Here is a 23,639-nt window from a genome sequence, read left to right as displayed (position 1 = left end):
CCTTAACGAATCAGCCCACTTGAGGTGATGTGATGACTAGTCTGTGAACAGCCGGCCGAGGTCGAGGGGAACCCTGGTGAAGATCCTGCACATCGTCACACTGCACACCCCGGACCATGCTTTCGGTGGTCCGACCCGGGTGGCACTGAACCTTTCGAAGGTCCAGCGCGCCGAGGGTGACGACGCCCGGATCATGGCCCTGGGCGACGGCTTCGACGGCCCGCTGCCCGACGAGGTGGAGGGAGTGCCCGTACACCTCTTCCAGGCCCGCCACCTGCTGCCGATGTTCGAGGTCAGTGGCATCACCTCGGTGCCCCTCCTGCGGAGCGCGCGCCGCATGATGCGCGGCGCCGACCTCGTCCACGTCCATCTGATGCGCGACCTGGTGACCCTGCCCGCAGCCCTGCTCGCGCTCGCCGGCCGCACCCCGCTCGTCGTCCAGACGCACGGCATGGTGGACCCCACCGAGAAGCGGGTGGCGCAGCTGACCGACCTGCTGGGGGTACGCAAGGTCCTGCGCGGCGCGGACGCGGTGCTCCACCTGACCGAGGCCGAACGGATCGACGTCAACGCCGTCGCGGCCCCGGTCGCCCTCACCAGGACCGTGCGCCTGGTCAACGGCGTGCGCCCGCAGGAGCTCAAGCCCGCCCGCGACCCGGCCCGCCCGCCGACGGTGCTCTTCCTCGCCCGGATCCAGCAGCGCAAGCGCCCGGAGGACTTCGTGGCCGCGATGCCCGCGGTCCTGGCCGTCCACCCGGACGCGCGGTTCGTCCTGGCCGGGCCCGACACCGGCGCGCTCCCCGGCACGCTGAGCCTGGCCCGCAGCCTGGGCGTGCAGGACTCGCTCGACCACGTCGGACCCCTGGGTCACGAGGAGGTGCTGGCGGCCGGACGTGAGGCCGATGTGTACGTCCTGCCGTCGATCGAGGAGCCCCTGGGCGTCTCGGTCCTCGAAGCGATGTCCGTCGGCACCCCCGTGGTCATCACCCGCACCTGCGGCCTCGGCCCGGACGTCGCGCGGGCCGGAGCCGGCCGCGTCGTCGACAGCCGGGTCGGCGAGGACGGGGCCAACGCGCAGAAGGTCGCGCAGGCCATCCTGGAGCTGCTGGAGCCCGGGGCCAACGCCCAGGCGGGGAAGGCCGCCTGGGAGCTGGTCAACGAGGACTTCACCATCGACGTCGTCACCCGGACGCTCCGGCGGACCTACGAGGACGTGGTCCGCCGGAAGCGCGGGTGACTCACGCCGTCGGCCTCTCCCGCGACTTGAGAGCGATCTGCCACCGGTAGAAGCTCATCGCCAGGGCGAAGTCGAGCCCCGCCCGCCCGTCGAGGAAACCCCGCCGGTACACGTACATGTACGCGAAGGACACCAGCGGTTTGAACGGCGCCTTGTGGAACAGCTGTCCCTGGCGGGACTTGACCCGGCGCACCTGCTCCTTGACCTCGGGATGCTGCTCCAGCCACGCCTCCCAGTCCGAGTACCGGTTGTGCCGCTCGAACCAGGCGGTCACCGGGTCGAGGTCCTGGTGCTCGATCGGGTTGCGGAGCGATCCCGCGCTCTGTGCGACCGGCTGGTAGTGGCCCTCCACCTCGCCGATGCCCGGCGCGTCGAGATCGCCCACCTCCGGGTAGTGGCAGCGGGTGCGGTCGGTCAGCGAACGCTTGCGGATGGTGTATCCGTGCCGCAGCCGCTTCCCGGAGAACCAGTACCCCAGCGGAATGTCGTACGCCGCAGGCCGCCGCGCCTGCGGATCGGCGAAGATCTGCCGCAGCTCGGCCAGCAGCCCGGGGCTCAGCCGTTCGTCCCCGTCGAGCAGCAGGATCCAGTCCAGGTCCGTGCGGACGTGGTCCAGGCACCACTGCTTCTTCCTGGGGTGTCCGCCGTCCCAGGTGTACGAGACGACCTCGGCCCCGCACTCCGCGGCGATCTTCGCGGTGTCGTCGGTGCTGTGCGAGTCGACGACGACGACCGCCTCGAAGTGGCCGAGGACCGACTTCACCGCCTCGGCGATGTTGAGCCCCTCGTTCTTCGTGGGGATCGCCACGGCTATCGGCAGTCTGCTCATCCGTTGTCTCCTTCGGGCAGCCAGGCGTAGCAGCCTGTGGAGGTGAAGGCGCGGGCCGCCCGCGGAATCGTGATGACGGTCCGCTTCCCGTCGTCGGACGAGCCCGACACCAGGTCCTTGCCGTTCGCGTCCGTGACCTGCCAGCTGCAGTTGTTGGTGGGAGTGACGTCGCGGTAGCGCCCCGGCCGCAGTGCCTTGCCCTCGTGCGTGCCGTCGGCGTAGCCCCCCGAGGCGCGGTCCACCAGCGCCTGGTGCTGCGTGCACAGGTGGCCGACGGCGGGCTCCGCGTCCGCGATCTCGCCGGTGACGATCGCGCCGACGGCCGTGTCCCGGTCCACCTTGACCAGATACGTCAGCCGGTCACAGGTCGCCTGCCCGGTCTGGAGCACGGCCGCGGGGTCCATGCCCTTGGGGACCCGGTCGACGAGGAACTCCTTCTGCTTCTTGGTGAACGTGCCCGTGGCCGGGGTGAGCTCGTCACTCGGAATCTTCGGGGGCTCGCTGGTCGGGGACGTCTTCGGACCGGCGGGGGACGGGCTCACCGAACCCGAACCAGAACCCGAACCCGGGTCGGCCGCCGCACCCGACGAGGCCGCGGGACCGGCGCCGGCACCGGACGCCTTCTCCTCGCCCCCGTCGGAGGACGAGCCGCAGGCGGCCAGCGCCGCCGTCATGATGACGACGGCGGCGCCGGCCAGGAACGGATACCTCATCCACCCGTCCTCAGCGCGTAGTGGGCGGCGACCTTCGAGCTGCTCAGCGCGGTCGGGTAGACCGCCGTCTCGTCGATCTGCCCGGCGAAGAAGTTGCTCGTCGGACGGTTCGGCCAGCCGGAGAGGTTGTCCCCGCCGACCCGCCAGTACCCCTGGTAGCTCTCGTTGCCCGTGTAGAACGGGTTCGAGGCGCGGAGCTGACCGTCGACGTACAGCGCCATGCCGCCGGAGCCCTGGGTGGCGACCACATGGTGCCATTCACCGTCGTTGTACGCGGCACTGGTGGTCACCGTCCGGGTGCCACCGCTGTGGACCCCGAACATCAGCCGCCCGTCGTTGCGCATGTAGACGTGCTTGTCGTACTGGCCGCTGTTCTGCATGGTCAGGTTGCCGAAGCCGATGATCTTCCCTCCCCTCGTGGTCGTGGTCTTGATCCAGGTCTCCACGGAGAACGTCGTCGGCTGGGCGTGCCGCCTGTTGCTGTAGACGTACTCGTCCGTGCCGTTGAAGCCCATCGCGGTCGAGTCGCCGGCGATCGCGGCCGGAGTCTGCCGGTAGGACGGCGCGTTGCGCACGAATCCGTTGTCCAGGCCGCCGGAGGCATCGCCGGCGAACGTGGAGCCGGGCTCGTCGTAGCGCCAGTACAGCGAGGCGCCGTCGGCGATCACCCGGGCGGGGTACGCCTCCGCCGCGGACGCCACGACCGCCGTCACCGCGGGCGACTTGGCGCTGGTGTTGGTGCCGTCGCTCGCGCTGATCCGGTACGTGTGCGTCTCACCGGGCGCCACTTCCCGGTCGGTCCACGTCAGCTGCGGACGGTCCCAGAACAGCGAGGAGCCGGTCACGGTGTGCACGGGAGTGCTCGCGCCGTCCTTGTAGATCCGGTACGTCAGCTCCCCGTCGTCCGTGTCGAAGCTGGTCTGCCAGTTCACGTCCACCTCGCCGGTGCGGACCGTGGAGACACTGGCGTTGGGCACCCAGGGCGCCCCCGTGTCGGGGCCGTCCGCGAACCGGGTCAGTGCCTGCTGCGCGGAGCCGTTGACGGTGGTGAACTCGCCGCCCACCCACAGGTAGTGGTGACCGCCCTTGTCCGTCTGCGCCATCACCCGAGGACCGACCGGCTCGCCGATGCCGTCATTGGTGTCGGGGAACCACGGCAGCAGCTTCGGGTTGTCGACCGCCTGTGCCAGCAGATGCTTGCGCGGCTGGTCGGGGAACTCGCCCATGGACGCGCAGTCATGGGCGTGACTTCCGCTGTACAGCACGCCGTCGTGCACCAGGAGGGCCTGCGTGGCGCCCAGGCAGGTGTCCCGCCAGACCTGGGAGAACGTGGACAGGTCGAGCGCGATCCGGCCGTCGAAGACGCCTCCGCCGGTGCCTTCGTTGGCGGTGTAGAACTGGGTCGCGTCCGAGGTCAGGTCCTGCACCGTCGAGGTGTTCGGAATGAATCCCGGATAGCTCTTGTCCAGGGCGCCCGTGGTGGCGTCCACCACGGCCAGCGCGTGCGAGTTCGTCCCGTTGACGGTGAAGAAGTCGCCGCCGATCACCACGTGCTGACCGTCGGGCGTGACCTCCACGGCCCGCCCGACCTCGTCCGTGTTCGCGGCGAACGGCTTGAGCTGGCCGCCGGTGGTCACGGCGGCGAACTTGTTGCGGGTCTGCCCCTCGACGCTGTTGAAGTCACCGCCGAGGTACACGGTGTCGTCGGTGACGTCGAGCGCCCGCACGGTCGCCGAGACGGCGACCTTGAAGTCCGCGCGCGGAGTGCAGGTGGCGGTGTCGACGGCCGCGATGTTACTGACCCCGACCCCGTTGACCGCTCCGAACTGCCCGCCCGCGTACAGGGTGTCACCGTCCGGCGACAGCACGAGGGACCGCACGGTCGCGGTTCCGGAGGAGAGGGTGAACGACAGGCTGCAGCCCGTCGGAGCACCGGTCGCGGCGTCGAACGCGGCGAAGTTCACCGCGGGCTGTTCCGACGTCCCGGCCGCCGCGTCGGGCGGCCGTACGGTGGAGAAGGTGCCGCCCGCGTACACCACCCCGTCGGCCGATGCGGCCATCGACCAGACGATGCCGTTGGTCTGCCAGGTGGACAGGTCGTCCGCGGTGAGCGAGACCGGCGGGGTGAGCGCCGCTGCCGGGGAGCTCCCGGCGGCGACGGCGCTCAGGGCCCCGGCGAGGAGGCAGAGCGCGGCGGCCGCCGCACGCGTGCGGCCGCGTGCGCCGGGTCTGCGCCCCGTACTTGCGTTCATCATTCAGCTCCGAAGGTGAGAACGAGCTGCGGCCGGTAGGCCGCGGTTGCGACCTCGCCCGACCAGACGCGGAGACTGTCCGTCCCGCTGCTGGTGAGGGCGAGTGAGTAGGCGGAGCCCAGGGCCCCGCCCAGCGCCGGCGCGTTCAGCTCCACCGAGTAGTCGGTGGAGACGGCGGTTGCGCCGGAGATGGTCCCCAGCACCGTCGCGGCGAGCGACGGGCGGGTGTTGTAGGTGACCGCCGACTCGGTCCACGTGCCGGTGACCGGCACGATCGTGTGGGGTTCGGCCGAACCCGCCGTGGAATCCGACGAGGTACGGAAGCTGAGCCGGGCGCTCTTGAGCTCCTGCCCGGCCGGGGCGGCCGGCAGGGCGAAGCGGAGATAGCCGAGGTACGGCGTGGAGCCCCGGGAGGCGAGCTGGGTGTCGTTGTAATTCGTGTTCGCCGCCACGCCGTTGACGTACGCGTCCGCCGTCGGCGTCAGCGTGACCGTGGTGTCCCCGGGCCCGGCCGGGGTGTCCGCCAGGTCGTGGTGCGCGGCCACCTGGGCGGCCGTCAGCGCCGAGGGGTAGACCGCGCTCTCGTCCACCTGCCCCGCGAAGTAGGTGCTCGTGGGACGGTTCGGCCAGGCGGCGTTCATGGCGTCCCCGCCGACCCGCCAGTAGCCGTTGTACGAGCGGTTGCCGGTGGTGGCGTTGGCGGCGACCTGGGCGCCGTCCACGTAGAGCCGCATGCCGGACGGGCCCTGGGTGGCGACGGCGTGGTGCCAGGTGTTGTCGTTGTACGACGCGGACGAGGTGATCGTCGGCCGGGTGCTGGAGCTGCCGGTCTGGACGCCGAAGGCGAGCCGTCCGTTGTCGGTGAGGTAGAGGATCTTGTCGGAGATCCCGCTGGTGTGCCCCTGGGCGGTGCCGATGTTGCTGCCGTACCCGACGATGCGGCCGCCCCGCGTCGTGGCCGTGCGGAACCACGTCTCGATGGAGTACGGGCTCGGCGAGGTGTAGTGGTGCAGCCGGTCGCTGTAGACGTATTCGTCGGTCCCGTTGAGGGAGAGCGCCGAGGAGCCGGCCACGGCGGCGGGCGACGAGCGGTACGAGGGGGCGTTCACGTACACGCCGCCGTCGTCGTTGTCCGAGGCGTCCGCGGCGAACGCGCCACCCGCCTCGTCGTATCGCCAGTACAGATCCGCCCCGTCGGCGAGCACCCGCTCCGCGTACGGGCTGGCCGAACCCGCCGCCGTGACCGTGATGTTGGCGGAGAGCGCGCTGGTGTTGGTGCCGTCGCTCGCCGTGATGCGGTAGGCGTAGCTGCGGCCGGCCACCACGTCGGTGTCGGTGAAGGTCAGCTGCGGCCGGCTGAAGAACAGCGAGGACCCCGTCGTCGTGTGGACGGGCGTCGACCCGCCGTCGCGGTACACCCGGTACGTGAGCCGGCTGTCGTCCAGGTCCAGGCTCGAACGCCAGCTCACGCGGGCCTCGCCCGCCCGGGGCGCGGAGACGCTGACCACCGGCGCGGAGGGCGCCCCGGTGTCCGGGGAGTCGGCGAACCGGGTCAGCGCCTGCTGCGCGACACCGTTGACCGTGGTGAACTCGCCGCCCACCCAGAGGAAATCGCGTCCGTCGCGCGACGAAACGGTCAGCGCGCGCGGACCCACCGGTTCACCGATGCCGTCGTTGGTGTCCGGCAGCCAGCCGAGCATCGCCGGATCGCCGACGGCCTGCGCGGTCAGGTGCTTGCGGACCTGGTTGGGGAAGCCGCCCATGGTGGAGCAGTCGTGGACATGGCTGCCCGCGTACAGCACGCCCCGGTAGACCCGCAGCGCCTGCGTGGCGCCCTGGCAGGTGTCCCGCCAGCGCTGGTCGAACGAGGCGAGGTCCATCGCGAGCCGCCCGTCGAACGAGGCCCCGCCGGCCCCCTCGCCGCCCGCGTACCAGCCTCCGGACGCGCTGTCCGTGACGATGTCCTTGATCACCGCGGAGGACGCGATGAAGTTGCCCGGGTACGCCCGGGTCAGCGCGCCCGTGCCCGCGGCGGTCACCGCGAGCGCGTGCGAGTTCGCGCCGCCCACCGTGAAGAAGTCCCCGCCGATCAGCACGCTCTGCCCGTCCGGAGTGACCTTCAGAGTCCGCCCGGGATCATCGGCGTCCGGATTCCAGGCCGTCAGCGCACCGGCGGCCGTGACCGCGCCGAAGAAGCGCCGGGTCTGCCCGTTGACGCTCTGGAAGTCCCCGCCCGCGTACACCGTGCCGTTCGCCGCGACGTCGAGTGCCCGCACGGTCGCCCCGAAGTCGGGCGAGAAGCCCGGACGCCGGGCGCAGGTGGCGGTGTTGATCGCGACCAGGCCGTTGGCGGCCGCCCCGTTCACCGCGTTGAAGTAACCCCCGGCGTACAGCGTGGACTTGTCGCGGGAGACGGCGAGCGCCCGTACCGTCGCGGTGCCGCTGGAGCGGGTGAAGGAGAGCGAACACCCCGTGGGCGCCCCGGTGGCCGCGTTGAACGCGGCGAAGTTGACCGCCGACGTGGTGTTGCTGCCGGCGGGGGAGCCCGCCGGGCGGACGTTGGTGAACGTTCCGCCCGCGTAGACGACCCCGTTCGCCTCGGCGAGCGACCAGACGATGCCATTCGTCTGGTACGTGGAGAGGTGGTCGGCCGTGAAGCCGACCGGCTCGGTGAGTGCCCCGGCCGGGGGAGCGGTCACCGCGGAAGCGGTGAGAACCCCCGCCGCGAGGGCGAGGACGGCGGCGAACACACCACCGCGGCTGCGTCCGAGACGTGGGAGGGCACTCATCGGTCCACCCTCACGGCCGCTCCGGACAGCTGGTCCGTCAGCTGGCGCACATCGGCGTCGACCATGATCCGGGCCAGCTCCTGCGACTTCACCGCAGGCTTCCAGCCCAGCAGTTCCGCGGCCTTGGACGCGTCCCCGATCAGCGCGTCGACCTCGCTGGGCCGTTCGTACTTCGCGTCGTAGCGGACGTGCTCGCGCCAGTCGAGACCGGCGTGCTCGAAGGCGTACTCCAGGAACTGCCGCACGCTGACGCCCTCTCCGGTCGCCACCACGTAGTCGTCCGGGGTGTCGCACTGGAGCATCCGCCACATCGCGTCGACGTACTCGGGGGCGTACCCCCAGTCACGCACGGCGTCCAGGTTCCCCAGGTGCAGATGCGTCTGCAGACCCGCCTTGATCCGCGCCACCCCGCGCGTGATCTTCCGGGTCACGAAGGTCTCCCCGCGGCGCGGCGACTCGTGGTTGAACAGGATGCCGTTGACCGCGAACATGCCATACGCCTCGCGGTAGTTGACCGTGGCCCAGTACGAGTAGACCTTGGCGACGCTGTACGGGCTGCGCGGATGGAACGGGGTCTGCTCGTTCTGCGGCGGCGGGTTGGCGCCGAACATCTCCGACGAGGACGCCTGGTACACCCGGGTGTCGACGCCGCTGGCACGCACGGCCTCCAGCAGCCGGATCGTGCCGAGACCGGTGACGTCACCCGTGTACAGCGGGGCGTCGAAGGAGACCCGGACATGCGACTGCGCGCCGAGGTTGTAGACCTCGTCGGGCCGGATGTCACGCAACAGGTTCACCAGGGCGACCCCGTCGGAGAGATCGGCGTGATGCAGCACGAACGAGCGGTTCTCCTCCTCCGGGCCCTGATAGATGTGGTCGATCCGCTCCGTGTTGAAACTGGACGAACGGCGTATGAGGCCGTGGACCGTGTACCCCTTCTGGAGCAGCAGCTCCGACAGATACGAGCCGTCCTGTCCGGTCACGCCGGTGATGAGCGCGGTCTTCGCCACGTCTCCCCCTCCTGTGGTCGCCTGTGAGGCGGTCGGTCACGCCGAAATTTCAGAGTTTGAGCGATCTGCGGCAAAACATCACCGCTTCATACAACTGCTGGCACAATCCGAGCCATGACGACTGAACTCCCCGGCCCCTCCCAGGAATCCGTCCCGTCCCTGCTACGCCCCGGTGCCCGGGTGTTCGTCGCCGGCCACCGCGGTCTGGTGGGCTCGGCGCTGGTGCGCCGGCTGACCGCCGACGGCCATGAAGTGATCACCCGCGGGCGCGACCGGCTCGATCTGCGCGACGCCGAGCGGACCGGGACCTTTCTGCGCGACGTGCGCCCCGACGCCGTCGTGCTGGCCGCGGCCAAGGTCGGCGGGATCATGGCCAACAGCACGTATCCCGTGCAGTTCATCGAGGAGAACCTGCGCATTCAGCTGAGCGTGATCGCGGGCGCGCACGCCGCCGGGACCGAGCGGCTGCTCTTCCTCGGCTCGTCCTGCATCTATCCGAAGCTGGCCCCGCAGCCCATCCCCGAGTCCGCGCTGCTCACCGGCCCGCTGGAGCCGACCAATGAGGCGTACGCCCTCGCGAAGATCGCCGGAATCGTGCAGACCCAGTCCTACCGCCGCCAGTACGGCGCCGCCTACATCAGCGCCATGCCCACCAACCTCTACGGACCGGGCGACAACTTCGACCTGGAGACCTCGCACGTCCTGCCCGCGCTGATCCGCCGCTTCCACGAGGCGCGCCGGGACGACGCCCCGGCGCTCACGCTCTGGGGTTCGGGCAGCCCCCGCCGCGAATTCCTGCACGTCGACGACCTGGCCGCCGCCTGCGTGCTGCTGCTGGAGCGGTACGACGACGACGCACCGGTCAACGTCGGCTCCGGCGAGGACCTGACGATCCGCGAACTCGCGCTGACGATTGCCGAGGTGATGGGCTATCAGGGCAGGATCGACTGGGACACGGCCAAGCCGGACGGCACGCCGCGCAAGCTTCTGGACGTGTCCCGGCTCTCCTCTCTCGGTTTCAAGCCGAGAATCCCCCTGCGCGACGGCATCGCGCGGACCTACGCCTGGTGGCTGGAACAGCAGGGCGCACAGGTCTGACGGTCTGCCGTGGCCCGGCCCCGGCGCCGGGTGGACGGCCGCGACGGCGCGACCCTCCACCCGGCCCGCTCGCATGTCCCTCATCGGATCCCGCCCGCTCTCAGTACGCCCCGCGGCCGTCGGTGACGGCGCGCAGCGTACGGGCCATGAGACCCAGGTCCGTGGCCACCGACCAGTTGTCGACGTACCACAGGTCCAGCGCGACGGTCTCCTGCCACGACAGGTCGGACCGCCCGCTGACCTGCCAGAGGCCGGTCAGCCCCGGCCTGACCGCGAGCCGCCTCAGCTCGCGCTCGTCGTAGCAGGACACCTCGTCCGGCAACGGCGGCCGGGGACCGACCAGGGACATGTCGCCCCTCAACACGTTGAACAACTGCGGGAGTTCGTCCAGGGACGAGCGGCGCAGCAACCGGCCGACGCGGGTCACCCGGGGATCCCGGCGCATTTTGAACATCCGGCCGTCGTTCTCGTTCGACGTCACCAGCCGGGCCTTGTGCTGCTCGGCGTCCACCACCATCGTGCGGAACTTCCACATGGTGAACGGCCGGTTGTGCTGCCCCTGCCGGATCTGCCGGTGGAAGACCGGCCCGGCCGACGTGCAGCGGACCAGGGCCGCGATCGTCGCCAGCAGCGGGGCCAGCGCGATCAGGCCGAGAGCGGCGCCCGCGCGGTCCACCGCGGCCTTGAGGGCCTGCTGCGGACCGCCCCGCAGCGGCGGCACGATGTGCAGCAGGGTCAGCCCGGCCGCCGACGAGGGACGGACCCGGCTCTCGGCGGTCTCCGACAGGTGCGACAGCACCGACAGGGCGAGCCCGCCGTCGTGCAGCCCCCAGGACAGCTGCCGCAGCCGCTCCTCCGCGAGCTGCGGTCCCGGCACCACCAACGCCAGGTCCGCCTCGTACGCGAAGGCGGCCCCCAGCACCGTCGAGGCGTCGTCGTGGGCCGGCTCGGACGCGAGCCGGCCCGGCACCGGAATGTCACAGGTCAGGCTCGCCGTCCCCACGGGCACCACGCCCACCACGAGGTAGCCGTGGTCCGACCGGGAGGAGAGCCGCCGCACCGCCCGTTCCACCCCCACAGAATCGCCGACCACCAGCACGCGGCGGACGGTCCGGCGCCGCCCGGAGCGCGGTATTCGCCGTGCCCCGGCGAGCGCCGCAGTCGCCAGCAGGCCGGGAATCAGTGCGACGACGGCCCCCGCCGGATCCACGGTGGTGTCGGCCGCGGTCCACAGGACCGCCAGCAGCCCGATGAGCAGCAGCCAGTCCCCGGCGGCGGTCAGTGCCCCCGCCGGCCGGCCCGGGCCCCGCGCCGCGTACCGGCCCCGCGCGGCCCGGACGCCGGACCACACCATCGCGGCGACGGCCGCACCGGCCAGGGCCCTGGGCTGTCCGTCGGTGCGCAGGACGAGCCAAGCGGGAATCCCCAGGCCGACGAGGTCGAAGCCGACGACGAGCGGCAGATATCGGCCGGGGCCGTGCTTGGTCCCGGGCCGGGCGGAACGGTCGCGCTGTACGGTCGGGCCCTGCCGCAGCCGGTCGAACTCCTGGCTGCGAGGGCGGTGCGAAGCAGTCCGTGGGCGCGGTGTCCCCGCCAGTCCCACGGGCCTTGATATCTCGGATTCGGGTAGCTCGACATGCCCCATGAACCCCCCAGTCACAGTCGCATTGCCACAAACGGGGCGCATCCGCCGATCCTGTGGACTGACGGATGCGCCCTCGCTCGGTGCACGATATCCACACACGTGCCATTTCGCTGGAGTTCTGGTGAAGTTCAGACCGGTGAAGTGATCCGGAACTCGTCCCGTTCCGTACGGGATCTCAGGTTCTGTGGGCGGCTGTTGTTATGTGGGGCGTATGGGAACGGGGTCGTGTGCGCATATGTACGGGTGTCGGCCAACCGCGGTCCGGAGCGCCAGGGGTGATCGTCAGGCCCCGCACTCCTCCCCGTCAGCCTCCGCCGTCTGGGAGAATATGGTGCCGGGGGAGCGCCCGGCGTGAGCGAAAGAGGAACGCACGGTGACTCCTGCGGAGACGAACTGGGCCGGCAACATCACGTTCGGGGCGCGTCGCCTGTGCATACCCCGGTCCGAGGAGGAACTGCGCGAGACCGTCGCCGCCTCCACGACGGTGCGGGCCCTGGGCACCCGGCACTCGTTCAACACGGTCGCCGACACCACCGGGGACCTGGTCTCGGTGGCCGGACTGCCGCGGGTGGTCGACATCGACCGGGAGGCGCGGGCGGTCACGGTCAGTGCGGGGCTGCGCTTCGGCGAGTTCGCGGGCGAGCTGAACGACAACGGGTTCGCGCTGCACAATCTGGGCTCGCTGCCGCATATCTCGGTGGCCGGCGCCTGCGCGACCGGAACCCACGGCTCCGGTGTCACCAACCGCTCCCTCGCGGGCGCCGTCCGCGCCATGGACCTGGTCACGGCGGAAGGCGGGACGCTCACCCTGCGCCGCGGCGACGCGGACTTCCCGGGTGCGGTGGTGGCCATGGGCGCCCTGGGCGTGGTGACCCGGCTGACGCTGGACCTGGTGCCCGCCTTCGACGTGCGGCAGTGGGTCTACGAGGACCTGCCCGAATCCGTCCTGACCGGCCGGTTCGACGAGGTGATGTCGGCCGCGTACAGCGTCAGTGTCTTCACCGACTGGCGGCCGGGACCGGTCGGCCAGGTGTGGCTCAAGCAGCGGGTGGGCGACGAGGGGACGCGGGACGCACCGGCCGAGTGGCTCGGCGCACGGCTCGCCGACGGCCCGCGCCACCCGATCCCCGGTGTGCCGGCCGGGAACTGCACCCGGCAGGAAGGTGTCCCCGGTCCCTGGAACCAGCGGCTGCCGCACTTCCGGCTGGAATTCACCCCCAGCAATGGCGACGAGCTGCAGTCCGAGTACTTCGTGGCGCGCGAGGACGCCGCCGCCGCGTACGAGGCCGTGGCCCGTCTCCGGGACCGGATCTCCCCGGTCCTGCAGGTCTCCGAGATCCGCACCGTGGCGGCCGACGACCTGTGGCTGAGTCCCGCCTCCGGCCGGGACTCGGTGGCCTTCCACTTCACCTGGGTCCCCGACGGCGCGGCCGTCGCCCCGGTCCTCGCGGAGATCGAGGAGGCGCTGGCGCCGTTCGGCGCCCGCCCGCACTGGGGCAAGGTCTTCGGCACGGCCCCCGACGTCCTGCGCACGCTGTACGGGCAGTACGAGGACTTCGAGAAGCTGATGGCCCGCTACGACCCGGCAGGCGCTTTCCGCAACGACTTCCTGGACCGGCACTTCGCGCGGTGATCGCGCAGGGTCCGGAGCGCCCCGCGAGGATCAGCGGCTCTCGTGTTCGTCCCCCGACCGGGGCGGCCACGCTGCCGCCGATCTCTCCGGGGCGAGCTGGTCCACCAGGTCGGCCAGCTCCTCGCACGCGCGCTCGATCCGGCGGCGGACGCTCTGCTGCTCGGCGACGAGGGCGGCCAGCAGGAGCGCGGTCAGGGCGACGGCCCCGTTCAGGACAGTGAGGTTCACCATGACCTGGAGCATGGTGTGGCCGGCGAAGGGACCCACCCGGTCCGTCCCCGCGACGACCGCCAGGACGGACACCAGAAGCGCGCACGGCGCGCTGCCCGCGAGCTGGAAGCGCAGCGCCGCCCAGACGAGGATCGGGAACACCAGATAGAGCATCGACAGCGAACTGCGGGTCGCCAGCAGGGCGCCCGCGACCGCGACGACCAGCAGCGCGCCCCCCTCCGCCCACCGGTCGGTGAGCCGCGGCATCCGCAGCCTGCGCAGGACGAGCAGCAGCGGGACGACCACGAGGACGCCCATCACGTCCCCGGCCCACCAGGCGGCCCACACCTGCCAGAACGCGCTCGCGGGCAGCTTGCCGTCGGCCACCAGCACCGCCGTTCCCGTGCTCGCGCTGATGACCATGCCGGTCATCGCGCCCAGGAAGACCAGGGCGGCGCCGTCGCGCAGCCGGACCAGTTCCGTACGGAAGCCGACCCTGCGCAGCAGCAGGAAGGCGAAGACGGGCGCGAGCGTGTTGCCCGCCACGACGAGGGCGGTGGACGCCGTCACCGATCCGGTGAGGGTGGTGATGACCAGGAGGGAGCCGAGCGGGATTCCGGGCCAGACGCGCAGCCCCATGCACAGCAGGGCGCCCAGCGCGATTCCGGTCGGCGGCCACAACGGCGTGACCACCGCACCATGGACGCCCACCTCCCGGAGCAGACCCAGGCACGCGGCCGCGTAGTAAACACCGGCGACGCCCAGGACGCGCAGTAACGCGATGGCCCTGCGCCGGTTCTTCTCGCTGTGGATCACGGTTCTCATGAGACACCTGCCGTGACGGGAGGCCGCTGCGTGACACGCGCCGGGCCCCACGGCCTCATTCGGGGGCGGCGAGAGACGGCTCGTGCCGCAGGACCAGTACGGCGGCGTCGTCCTCGTGGCCGGTGCGTTCCGCCGTTCCGAGGACCGCGTCGGCCAGCTCGTCCGCGTCGGCGCCCACACGCGAGCGCACCAGGCTCAGTACGGCGTCCATCCCCTCGTCGATGGAGTACGAGGGCCCCTCGACCACCCCGTCGGTGAGCAGGACGAAGGCCCCGCCGGCCGTCAGCCGCCGGGTGGTGACCGGGTACTCCTCACCGCTCTGGATCCCGAGCGGCAGACCGCCCTCGTCGTCGGTGATGCCCGACTGCCCGTCGGCCGTGGCCCACACCGCGCCGACATGACCGGCGCGGGCGCTCTGGAGCTCCCGGGTCCAGGGATCGAGCCGGACGAAGGTGCAGGTGGCCAGCAGACCGGAGCCGACGGAGAGCAGCAGATCGTTGGTCCGGCGCACCACCTCGCCCGGATCGGTCGCCGTGACCGCGAGCGCCCGCATCGCGATCCGGACCTGGCCCATGAAGGCGGCCGCCTCGACGTCGTGGCCCTGTACGTCCCCGATGGCGAAGGCCAGTGAGCCGTCCGGCAGCCGGAACCCGTCGTACCAGTCGCCCCCGATGTCCAGGCCGCTCTGGGCAGGCGCGTACCGTGCGGCCGTCCGCAGGCCTGGCAGGCCGGGCAGGGAGGAGGGGAGCATCTCACGCTGCAGCGCCTCGGCCAGCTCCACCCGCGCCTGATGCAGCTCCACCTCACGGCGCGCCCGCGAGGTCAGGTGCTGGAGGGTGGTGAGCAGCTCCTCGGAACTGGCCGGGCGGGGAGGACGACGCCGGTTCATGGGCCGCTCCGCAGGGCAGGTGGTGGCCGTCCGCACCACGGGATCCGTCGTGGCGGGCCGGTGCGGGTGGCCGACGCTCGCCGGCCCGCAGGGCAGGGGCCGCGGTCCGGCCGCCGCGGGCGTGGTCTCCCCGCATCCTATCTCGGTCCGGGGATCCCCGCAGTCCGAGCCGGAAGGGGCGTGCGGGGGCGGTTGGGTGGATGCTGGAAACTGACCCGTACGGCGGCGGGCGTCCGCCTGCCGGTGCGGGCCGGGAGGTGCGCCATGAACCGCACGATGGAGTGGACGGTCCGTGTCGATCTGTCGGAGAACGACGGGACGACGAAGGCGGAGGCGGTGCTGGACACCGGTACCGCGAAACTCACCGGCCACGGGGTCGCCCGATGCAGTCCGCAGGATCCGGACGTGCCCGCCATCGGCGACGAACTGGCGGCGAGCCGCGCAATGCGCGATGTCGCGGGTCAGCTGATGAGCGTGGCCGACCAGGAGCTGGGCCGGGTGGGCGCGGGCCCCGAGGACGGGCCCGTGCCGCCGCCGTACGCCTGGTCGGACGCGACGGCCTGAAAGCGGCAGAGCCCGCCCTGTGCCGGCGTGGCCCGTGACGGCCGCGGACCCGCCCGCCCCGGTGTCCGGGGCGGGCGGGCCCATGCGCGTCACCGGTGATCAGTCGACATAGGTGATGTCGGAGGTGGCGTACAGGCAGTTCGTGCTGTCCGGGCCGGTGCCCGTCTTGGTGGGCTCGCCGCTCGTCACGCCCTTGTACTTGGTGCAGACGTCGATGTCGCGGTCGCCGTCGCCGTAGATCGTCACGCCGCTCAGGCGGGCCGTGTCCCCGTAGTTGGGGTTGATCCCCACGAGACCGTCACCGGGCGCGGTGACCCAGGTGTTCTGCACCTGGACGTGGCGGCCGTACTGGGTGGAGCAGTTGCCGCATGAACGGTAGAGCTTGCCGAAGTCCCGGACCTGGAAGTTCTTGATGATCAGGGTGCCTCCGCCGTTGTGCTGGAACACCTTGTCGCTCGCCAGCTTCGCGCCGCCGCCGTCGATCGTGCGCACCAGCGAGGAGGAGCCGCCGAGGAAGGTGGCGGCGTCCTCGCCCACGTCCTCCCACCACACGTTCTTCAGGGTGCAGGCGCCCAGGCAGTGCACACCGTCCGCGGCGGGGGAGCCGAGGATGACGTTTTGCAGCGTGGCGCCGTCCGCGAGTTCGATCAGCGCCGGCTGGTTCTCGTCCTGGCCGTCACTGCCCAGGTCCCCGCTCCCGTAGAAGCGCTTGAGATTGCCGTCGTAGGTGCCGGAGACCTTCATCGTCGAGGAGACGGCCTGGCTGCTGGTGGCCGTCGGCCAGGCGGGCGGCGAGCCCGGGTTCGTGGGCGGGTCCGTCGTCGGCGGATCCGTGGGCGGATCGGTCGGCGTCGACCCGGCCGCGGTGAACGTCCAGCGCTTGCTGGCCACCGAGTCGCAGGAGTTCTGCTGGACGAGGGCGCCGGCCGCGGTCGAGCTGTCCTTGACGTTCAGGCACTTGCCGCCGTTGGCGTTGACGACCTGGTACGTGCTGCCGCTGACCTGGGTGAGCGTCCACACCTGGCCGGCCCCGCCGGTGCAGCTCTGCTGCTCGACCGCCTTGCCCGCACTCGTCGAGGCGGCACGGACCCCGGCGCACTTGGCGCTGTGCGCGGCGGCCAAGGTGTAGCCGCTGCCGGAGGCCTTGAGCTGCCACGTCTGGTGCGCGGCTCCGCTGCAGGACCGCTGGGCGAGCTGGACGCCGTCGGAGGTTCCCGCGCCGGGGACCTCCAGACACAGTCCGCTCGCCGCGTTCGACAGGCTGTACGAGCCGGCTGCGGGGGCCGCCGTCGCCGAACCGGTCGCGAAGAGCGCCGTGAGCCCCGCGAGAACGAGCGAGGCTATCGCGACGAACGCGGCGGCTGCCCGGCCGCCTCTGCGTCTGGCATGCTGATTTCTGGTACGCACTGGGTGTTCCTTTCACCGCCTGCGGTGTCCTCCGCAGGCACCAATGAGTGGTTTGGTGCGGTGGTAGGCAATCCCTCGACCAGCGGAACGACGTCCCGTGACGTTCCGCATAGTGAACCGAGTTCTTGTATGAGAACAGCGGTGACGGTACGTCAACGGCATGCACCGGTCAAGAAGTCGGAGTGTCATGAATCGGCGGCGACCGGGCGGGCCGTAGCGTGACCGGGGTAGCGGCCGCGCCGGAAACCGGCCGCCCAAACCAGAAAACCGCGGGTGACGCCATGTGCTGGGGTGCGACCGCGGATCTCGTCGCGGGCACGGCGATCGCCGCGACCGGCGTGGCCTGTGCGGCCCGCACCCGCAGGCTCCGGGACCTTCCGCTCGCGGCGCTGCCGCTGCTCCTGGGGGCCCATCAGATCATCGAGTCCGTGGTCTGGCGGGCGGACGGCGGCACCGGCCCGGCCACCGTCGCCTGGGCGGTCATCGCCCTGCCGGTCCTCGCGCTGTGGGTGCCGCTGGGTGTGCTGTGCGCGGCCCCGCCGCAAGCCCGGCTCCGGCTCGCGCTGCCGTCGGCGGCAGGAGCCGCGACCGCGGCGGCCCTCGCGTACAGCCTGGCGACCCGGCCCGTGACGGCGCGGATCCGCGGGCACACGCTCGGGTACGTCCTCGAGTTGCCGCATCCCGGACTGCTGGTGGCCGGCTACCTCGTGGCCACCGTCGGAGCGCTGCTGCTGTCCGGCGACCGGGTGCTGGTGTGGCTCGGCGTGCTGGTCGCGGGCGGGGCCGCCGTCTGCGCCGCGCTGTGGCGCCTGGAGTTCATCTCCACCTGGTGCGCGTTCGCCGCCGTCTGCTCGGTGGTCCTGCTCGGCTGGTCCGGGAGGCGCCCGGCCGGGACCGCGGACCGCGATGCCCGGCCTGCCTGACCGCTCAGGCCTTGCCGTAGCCCCGGGCTACGCCCGCCGCCTCAGCCCTCGCCGAAGTGCCGGGCCACCACGGCCGCCGCGTCCGTGCCCCGCGGCAGGATCCCGTACTGGTGGCCACGTGACTCGCCCAGCCGGGCAGCCACGAAGGCCTCGGCCATCGGCGCCGGGGCGTGACGCAGCATCAGCGAGCCCTGCAGTGCCAGAGCCATGCCCTCGACCGTGGCCCGCGCCCGGGTCTGCGCCGCCACCGGGTCGTGCAGGTCCTCGGTGAGATCCCGCCGCACCCGGCCGATGTGCGCGTCCAGCACGGCGCTCGCCCCGGACGTACCGTCCAGCTCGGCCCAGAACGCCTCCAGGGACTGCGGGCTCCGGGCGATCCCGCGCAGCACGTCGAGGGCGATGACATTGCCCGAGCCCTCCCACACGGCCATCACCGGCTGCTCGCGATAGCGGCGCGCCAGCGGCCAGTCCTCCGTGTAGCCGTTGCCGCCGAGGCACTCCAGCGCCTCATAGGCGTGCTGCGGGCCCCGCTTGCAGATCCAGTACTTCGACACCGCGGTGGCCAGCCGCCGGAACGTCACCTCCTGCTCGCCGCCGTCCGCCTCGTACGCGTGGGCCAGCCGCATCGACGTCCAGGTCGCCGCCTCCGTCTCCAGCGCGAGGTCCGCCAGGACCGCGGTCATCGCCGGCTGGTCGGCCAGGCGTGCGCCGAACGCGCTGCGGTGGCGTGCGTGCCAGATCGCCTCGGACACCGACTGGCGCATGCCCGCCGTGGTGCCGAGCACGCAGTCCAGCCGGGTGTGGTTGACCATCTCGATGATCGTGGGCACGCCCCGGCCCGGCTCGCCGACCCGTACCGCCCAGGTGCCGTCGAACTCGACCTCACTGGACGCGTTCGACTTGTTGCCGAGCTTGTTCTTCAGCCGCTGGATCCGGATGGTGTTGCGTGCCCCGTCGGGCAGCACCCGCGGTACCAGGAAGCAGCTGAGGCCCGCGTCCGCCTGCGCGAGGACCAGGAAGGCGTCCGACTGCGGGGCGGAGAAGAACCACTTGTGACCCGTCAGCAGATGCGCCCGGCCGTCCGCGTCGGACGCCACCGGGACGGCGCGGGTCGTGTTGGCGCGCACGTCGGAGCCGCCCTGCTTCTCCGTCATCCCCATGCCGAAGGTCAGACCGGACTTTCCGGCCGGGGCGATCGGCCGCGGGTCGTAGACCCGGCTCAGCAGGCCGGGCAGCCACTCGCGGCCCACCTCGGGATCGCGCTGCAGGACCGGGACCACGGCATGCGACATCGACATCGGACAGGCGTGGCCCGGCTCGATCTGGGCGAACAGCATGAAGGTCGCCGCCCGTGCGACGGCGGCGCCCGGCTTGGGGTCGGCCCAGCCCGCCGTGTGCGCGCCGTGGCCCACGGCCGCGCCGATGACCTGGTGATAGGCGGGATGGAAGTCGATCTCGTCGATCCGGTTGCCGTACCGGTCGTGGGTCCGCAGGACGGGCGGGGAGGTGTGGGCGAGTTCGGCGTCGCGCTGGAACGTCTCCGAGCCGACCAGCCGGCCGGTCCCGTGCAGCGCCTGCCCGTGCCACCCCGCACCGAACGCGGCGACGGCCTCGACGAGGGGCGCGTTGGTCCCGTACTCGTCGAGGCCCGCGCGGGGCGGCGCCTGGTTGGTGACCTCGTGCGTGCCGTGCGGCTCCGCGGACGGGGTGTGCGGACCGGACGCCGGTGCGGTGGTGGTCATGGCGGGACTCCTGTCTGAGGCTTTCGGGACGTTCGGCGCGCAGGGACTACGGTCCGGCCGGGTCAGCCGGCGGGGCCCCGACCGCACGCAGACACAGCGTCGTGATGCCTTCCACGACCGGCCCCGGGTCGGTGCGCTCGCCGACGGGGGAGAGCGGGCCGAGCAGCGCCTCGCTGACCGCCCCGATGACGGCGGCAGCCGAGAGCCGGGGATTCTGGTCGGGCAGCTCACCCGTGGCCACGCCCGCCGCGACGACGGACTCGGCCAGCGCGTGGTAGCCGCGCCGATACGTCAGCCGCTCCTGCTCGACGAGCGGATCGACCGGCTCGGCCAGCAGCGCCCACGCCGTGCGCGGAGTGCGCAGCGCCCGGTACGAGAACACCTCGACCAGCGCCCGCACCTGCTGCCCCGCCCCGCTTCCGGCCTCCACCGCCTCCCGCACCGCGGCCAGCTCGTGACCGGCGACATGGCGGAAGACCGCAGCAAGCAGTTCCTGCTTGGAGGAGAAGTGGTTGTAGACGCTGCCGGTGGCGACCTGGGCACGGTCGGCGAGCGCGGCGATGCTCGCGGCGGCGTAGCCGCCCTCGGCGAGCAGTTCCCGTGCGGCGCCCAGCAGCCGCTCCCGGTGGGCGAGCCGGGTCGCCTCGGTGCGGGGGGTGGACCGGTAGGCCATGATGTTCTGAACCTCGATTCATAGCTTCGTACGCCACTCAACCACGCGTGCCCCGCCGGCGCAATCACGCGCTCCGGCCGTTGTTCGAGGGAACTTCCGTACGACTTTCCATCGGTAACGGAACGGGCGTTCGTCTCAGGCCGGGCCGTGGCTGTTACGGGCCGAGGGGGTGGCGGCAGGGTGGCCCGTGCGGGAGCGCGGCCGTGCGCCGGCGGCCGTCAACCGGGTGCCAGGCGGGTGGGTGCAGTAGGCAGGAATTGACAGGTACCCGGACGTCTCGGTGCATGCCGCCTACAGTCGCCTGTGACAGAAATGTCCGCACTTTGTCACACGAACCGGGGCGCTGTCCGCGGACCGGGCAACCAGGTCAAAGTTTGCCTTCTCGGTATCACGCCGGGACCGAACAACGCCCGGACCGTACGGCCCGGGCCCGCACTTGAGGGGTCTTCATGTCCCGTTCCGCACGACGGATCACCGCTGCCGTTCTCGCCGCCGGCGCACTGGTCGCCGCTGCCGCCCTCCCGGCGGTCGCGGACGACCACGACCACGGACGCGGTCACGACCGCGGCCACAGCCAGGACCGCGGCCACGACCGTGACCACGGCGACGACCGCGGCCACGGACACGCCCAGCGCTCGGCCGTCGTTCTGGGCAAGATCCAGTACAACAGCCCCGGTCGCGACAACGGCTCGAACCGGAGCCTGAACGGCGAGTGGGTCACGGTCACCAACACCGGCCGCCACGCGGTCAACCTGCGCGGCTGGACCCTCCGCGACGAGAGCCACCGCACCTACCGGTTCGACCTGCGTCTGCCCGGGCGCTCCTCGGTGCGTGTGCACACCGGAGTCGGCCGCGACAGCCGGACCGACGTCTACCAGGACCTCCGCCGCTACGTCTGGGACAACAGCGACACGGCGACCCTGCGGGACGCGCACGGCAACAAGGTCGACTCCAAGTCCTGGGGTCACCGCTACGGCGGCCACCGCTGATCTTTCGGCGGCCGTCTTCTGAACCCGGGGCGGCTGCCGCCGCCCCGGACGCGGCGCACCACGGCCCGACCGCCGTGGTGCGCCGCACCCATGTCCGCGCGCGTCTCCGTGCCGGCCGTCAGGAAGCGTCGTCGGCCACGACCTCCTGCTCGGTCCACAGGGCCTTCCCCTCGGCGCCGTACCGGGTCCCCCAGTGCGTGGCGAGCTGGGAGACGATGAACAGGCCCCGGCCGCCCTCGTCGACGGTGCGGGCGTGCCGCAGGTGCGGCACCACCGGGCTGGTGTCGTGGACCTCGCAGGTGAGGGTGCGGTCGAGCAGGAGCCGCAGCTGCAGAGGCGGGGTGCCGTAGCGGACCGCGTTGGTGATCAGCTCGCTCACGATCAGCTCCGTCGCCTCGATCGTCTCCTCGTCGAGCTGCCAGCCCTCGAGCCGGTCGCGGACCAGGGTGCGGGCCATGGCAGGTGTGGTCCGGTCATGGGCCAGCTCCCAGGTCGCGACTTGGTCGGGCGGGACGACACCCGTCCTGGCGAGCAGGAGGGCGGCGCCGTCCGGGTGCGCCTTCGCGGGCAGGTGGTACACGATCGCGTCGCACAGCTCCTTCAGGGGGCGCTCCGGACGGGCGAGAGCGTCCTGTACCCCGGTCACGGCCCGGTCGGCGGACAGCAGCGCGTCCGTGAGGAAGGCCAGCACACTGCCCTCCTCCAGTTCGACGGTCGCGGTGGCGAACGGGGCGCTGTCGTCGGAGAACAGCGGCGGCCCCTCGGGCACGTCGACGGGGACCGGGCGGCCGTCCGGAGCGACCGCGACCGGGGCCGGGTGCCCCGCCCGCGCCATCGTGCAGGTGCGGGTGAACGGGTCGTAGACCGCGTACAGACATGTCGCCTTCAGTGACTGGCGGTGCAGCGAGTCGCCCGGCGGCAGGGACCTGCGTTCGAGGGCGAGCCGGTCGGCCGTCTCGTTGAGCCGGGCCAGCACCTCGTCGGGCTGCAGGTCCAGGCCGGCCAGCGCGTGGATGACCGTGCGCAGCTGCCCCATGGTGATGGCGGTCTGGAGTCCGTGACCCGCCACATTGCCGATGACCAGCGCGGTCCGTGCGCCGGACAGCCCGATCGTGTCGAACCAGCAGCCGCTGTTGCGCCCGGGCAACAGCGCGTGCGCGGTCTCCACGGCGATCCGGACGCCGTCGTACTGGGGCAGCAGCCTGCGCTGGACGGTCGACGCGATCACATGGTCACGGGCGTAGCGGAGCGCGTTCTCGATACTGAGGGCCGCGTGGGCCGCGGCGGTCACCGCGAGCGTGAGGTCGTAGGCGTCGAACGGCTCGGCGTCCTGATTCCGGTACAGGCTCACCAGCCCGAGTACGGAGCCGTGCAGTTTCAGCGGAACCACGATCAGCGAGTGGGAGCCCGTCGTCTCGACCAGCCGCGCCGTGGCGGGGTCCGTGTCGAGCCAGGGAGTGTCCTGGCCGAGCGTGGTGAGGCGGGGGCGGAGATCGGTGACGGCGAGTGCGAAGGGAGTGTGCTCGGGCAGCCGCCGCAACTCGCCGACCAGGTCGTCCGACGTCGTCCCGCCGACCGCGGCGCGGCGCATCGGGACGTCGGGATTCAGGGGGCTGAGCGGCGGGTCCGCCCCTCTCAGGACCTCGTCGACCATCTCGACCACGGCGAACTGGGCGAACTGCGGGACCAGGGCCGCCACGAGCCCCTCGCAGGTCGCCGCCACATCGAGTGAGCGGCCGACCTCCCGGCGCACGCACTCCAGACGCGCTGCCCGGGCCTGGGCCTTCACCCGTTCGCTGACGTCGACCACCGCCGCCAGCAGTCCGAGCGGTCGTCCGGAGGAATCGTCCAGGCGGTGGATGGTCACCGTCAGGCTGCGGTCGGGCCCGGGCGCACCCGCGAGCCGCCCGTGGACCATCCGCTCGAGGACGGGCGTTCCGCTCTCCAGGACACCACGCAGCAGCCGTTCCGACTCCTCGGGCTCCTCGAGCCGGTACGCCTCCGTGAAGTGCAGCCCGACGATCCGGTCAGGGGGGACCGAGTCCGACAGCGCGTTGACGCGCACCACCCTCAGTTCCGTGTCCAGGACGTGCAGTCCCACCGCGGACTGTCTGAACAGTGTTTCCAGGAGCGCGCCCGCCATCCCGTCCGGCGCGGGCATCTCCGGGACCGGTGCACCGGCGTCCGGCACGTCGCACCCCCAACATCTGG

At 71.8% G+C, this 23,639-nt stretch carries 18 protein-coding genes; 6 read left to right on the top strand and 12 right to left on the bottom strand.

Features of this window, described 5'->3' with window-relative positions:
- Nucleotides 1-76 precede the first annotated feature (76 nt).
- Nucleotides 77-1,237 (top strand): glycosyltransferase, encoded by a 1,161-nt coding sequence (locus ABTX18_RS23230; RefSeq protein WP_352124647.1) that lies wholly within the window; start codon nucleotides 77-79, stop codon nucleotides 1,235-1,237.
- Nucleotide 1,238: 1 nt separating this feature from the next.
- Here ABTX18_RS23230 and ABTX18_RS23225 read toward each other — a convergent pair whose 3' ends face one another.
- From ABTX18_RS23225 to gmd, 5 genes are read right to left on the bottom strand one after another with little or no spacing between them, the layout of a single operon-like run.
- Complete coding sequence (locus tag ABTX18_RS23225) at nucleotides 1,239-2,066, bottom strand: glycosyltransferase family 2 protein (protein ID WP_352124646.1); 828 nt, start codon at nucleotides 2,064-2,066, stop codon at nucleotides 1,239-1,241.
- Nucleotides 2,063-2,779 carry an Rv1352/Rv1906c domain-containing protein gene (locus ABTX18_RS23220; RefSeq protein ID WP_352124645.1) on the bottom strand — a complete coding sequence of 239 codons (717 nt, stop codon included), beginning with the start codon at nucleotides 2,777-2,779 and terminating at the stop codon, nucleotides 2,063-2,065. The genes ABTX18_RS23225 and ABTX18_RS23220 overlap by 4 nt, the downstream gene beginning before the upstream one ends.
- Nucleotides 2,776-5,034 (bottom strand): LamG-like jellyroll fold domain-containing protein, encoded by a 2,259-nt coding sequence (locus ABTX18_RS23215; protein WP_352124644.1) that lies wholly within the window; start codon nucleotides 5,032-5,034, stop codon nucleotides 2,776-2,778. The genes ABTX18_RS23220 and ABTX18_RS23215 overlap by 4 nt, the downstream gene beginning before the upstream one ends.
- Nucleotides 5,031-7,820, bottom strand: a complete 2,790-nt coding sequence (locus ABTX18_RS23210; protein ID WP_352124643.1) for a LamG-like jellyroll fold domain-containing protein — start codon at nucleotides 7,818-7,820, stop codon at nucleotides 5,031-5,033. Before ABTX18_RS23210 ends, ABTX18_RS23215 begins: the two co-directional genes overlap by 4 nt.
- Nucleotides 7,817-8,830, bottom strand: a complete 1,014-nt coding sequence (gene gmd / locus ABTX18_RS23205) for a GDP-mannose 4,6-dehydratase (protein WP_352124642.1) — start codon at nucleotides 8,828-8,830, stop codon at nucleotides 7,817-7,819. Before gmd ends, ABTX18_RS23210 begins: the two co-directional genes overlap by 4 nt.
- Nucleotides 8,831-8,944: 114 nt before the next feature.
- Between gmd and ABTX18_RS23200 the strand changes: the two genes are divergently transcribed.
- Nucleotides 8,945-9,928, top strand: coding sequence for a GDP-L-fucose synthase family protein (locus ABTX18_RS23200; protein ID WP_352124641.1), 984 nt, complete (start codon nucleotides 8,945-8,947; stop codon nucleotides 9,926-9,928).
- A 100-nt stretch (nucleotides 9,929-10,028) separates the two neighbouring features.
- Here ABTX18_RS23200 and ABTX18_RS23195 read toward each other — a convergent pair whose 3' ends face one another.
- Nucleotides 10,029-11,573: a sugar transferase gene (locus ABTX18_RS23195; RefSeq protein ID WP_352124640.1), complete on the bottom strand. Its 1,545-nt coding sequence runs from the start codon at nucleotides 11,571-11,573 to the stop codon at nucleotides 10,029-10,031.
- A 373-nt stretch (nucleotides 11,574-11,946) separates the two neighbouring features.
- Between ABTX18_RS23195 and ABTX18_RS23190 the strand changes: the two genes are divergently transcribed.
- Nucleotides 11,947-13,206: an FAD-binding protein gene (locus tag ABTX18_RS23190; protein ID WP_352124639.1), complete on the top strand. Its 1,260-nt coding sequence runs from the start codon at nucleotides 11,947-11,949 to the stop codon at nucleotides 13,204-13,206.
- Between the two features lie 30 nt (nucleotides 13,207-13,236).
- On the opposite strand, the gene ABTX18_RS23185 is transcribed toward ABTX18_RS23190, so the two are convergent.
- Entirely contained in the window at nucleotides 13,237-14,232 is a 996-nt protein-coding gene (locus ABTX18_RS23185) for an MASE1 domain-containing protein (protein ID WP_352124848.1), read from the bottom strand.
- Between the two features lie 64 nt (nucleotides 14,233-14,296).
- Nucleotides 14,297-15,130, bottom strand: a complete 834-nt coding sequence (locus tag ABTX18_RS23180; RefSeq protein WP_352124638.1) for a PP2C family protein-serine/threonine phosphatase — start codon at nucleotides 15,128-15,130, stop codon at nucleotides 14,297-14,299.
- Nucleotides 15,131-15,394: 264 nt separating this feature from the next.
- Here ABTX18_RS23180 and ABTX18_RS23175 point away from each other — a divergent pair, with 264 nt between their 5' ends.
- On the top strand, nucleotides 15,395-15,694 hold the full coding sequence (locus tag ABTX18_RS23175) for a DUF1876 domain-containing protein (protein WP_352124637.1): 300 nt from the start codon (nucleotides 15,395-15,397) through the stop codon (nucleotides 15,692-15,694).
- A 99-nt stretch (nucleotides 15,695-15,793) separates the two neighbouring features.
- Here ABTX18_RS23175 and ABTX18_RS23170 read toward each other — a convergent pair whose 3' ends face one another.
- Nucleotides 15,794-17,101, bottom strand: coding sequence for a pectate lyase (locus tag ABTX18_RS23170; protein WP_352124636.1), 1,308 nt, complete (start codon nucleotides 17,099-17,101; stop codon nucleotides 15,794-15,796).
- A 281-nt stretch (nucleotides 17,102-17,382) separates the two neighbouring features.
- Here ABTX18_RS23170 and ABTX18_RS23165 point away from each other — a divergent pair, with 281 nt between their 5' ends.
- Nucleotides 17,383-18,024: a DUF6629 family protein gene (locus tag ABTX18_RS23165; RefSeq protein ID WP_352124635.1), complete on the top strand. Its 642-nt coding sequence runs from the start codon at nucleotides 17,383-17,385 to the stop codon at nucleotides 18,022-18,024.
- Between the two features lie 41 nt (nucleotides 18,025-18,065).
- Here the strand turns inward: ABTX18_RS23165 and ABTX18_RS23160 are convergent, their stop codons facing one another.
- Nucleotides 18,066-19,766, bottom strand: a complete 1,701-nt coding sequence (locus ABTX18_RS23160) for an acyl-CoA dehydrogenase family protein (RefSeq protein ID WP_352124634.1) — start codon at nucleotides 19,764-19,766, stop codon at nucleotides 18,066-18,068.
- A gap of 46 nt (nucleotides 19,767-19,812) precedes the next feature.
- On the bottom strand, nucleotides 19,813-20,439 hold the full coding sequence (locus tag ABTX18_RS23155; protein ID WP_352124633.1) for a TetR/AcrR family transcriptional regulator: 627 nt from the start codon (nucleotides 20,437-20,439) through the stop codon (nucleotides 19,813-19,815).
- Nucleotides 20,440-20,888: 449 nt separating this feature from the next.
- On the opposite strand from ABTX18_RS23155, the gene ABTX18_RS23150 reads away from it, so the two are divergent.
- On the top strand, nucleotides 20,889-21,428 hold the full coding sequence (locus ABTX18_RS23150; protein ID WP_352124632.1) for a lamin tail domain-containing protein: 540 nt from the start codon (nucleotides 20,889-20,891) through the stop codon (nucleotides 21,426-21,428).
- 118 nt (nucleotides 21,429-21,546) lie between these two features.
- On the opposite strand, the gene ABTX18_RS23145 is transcribed toward ABTX18_RS23150, so the two are convergent.
- Nucleotides 21,547-23,589: a SpoIIE family protein phosphatase gene (locus ABTX18_RS23145; protein WP_352124847.1), complete on the bottom strand. Its 2,043-nt coding sequence runs from the start codon at nucleotides 23,587-23,589 to the stop codon at nucleotides 21,547-21,549.
- Nucleotides 23,590-23,639 lie beyond the last annotated feature (50 nt).

The sequence above is a fragment of the Streptomyces sp. NPDC096323 genome, assembly GCF_040302845.1.
In the GTDB taxonomy this organism is placed as follows: Bacteria; Actinomycetota; Actinomycetes; order Streptomycetales; family Streptomycetaceae; genus Streptomyces.
This window is presented reverse-complemented; position numbering and strand designations above follow the sequence as displayed.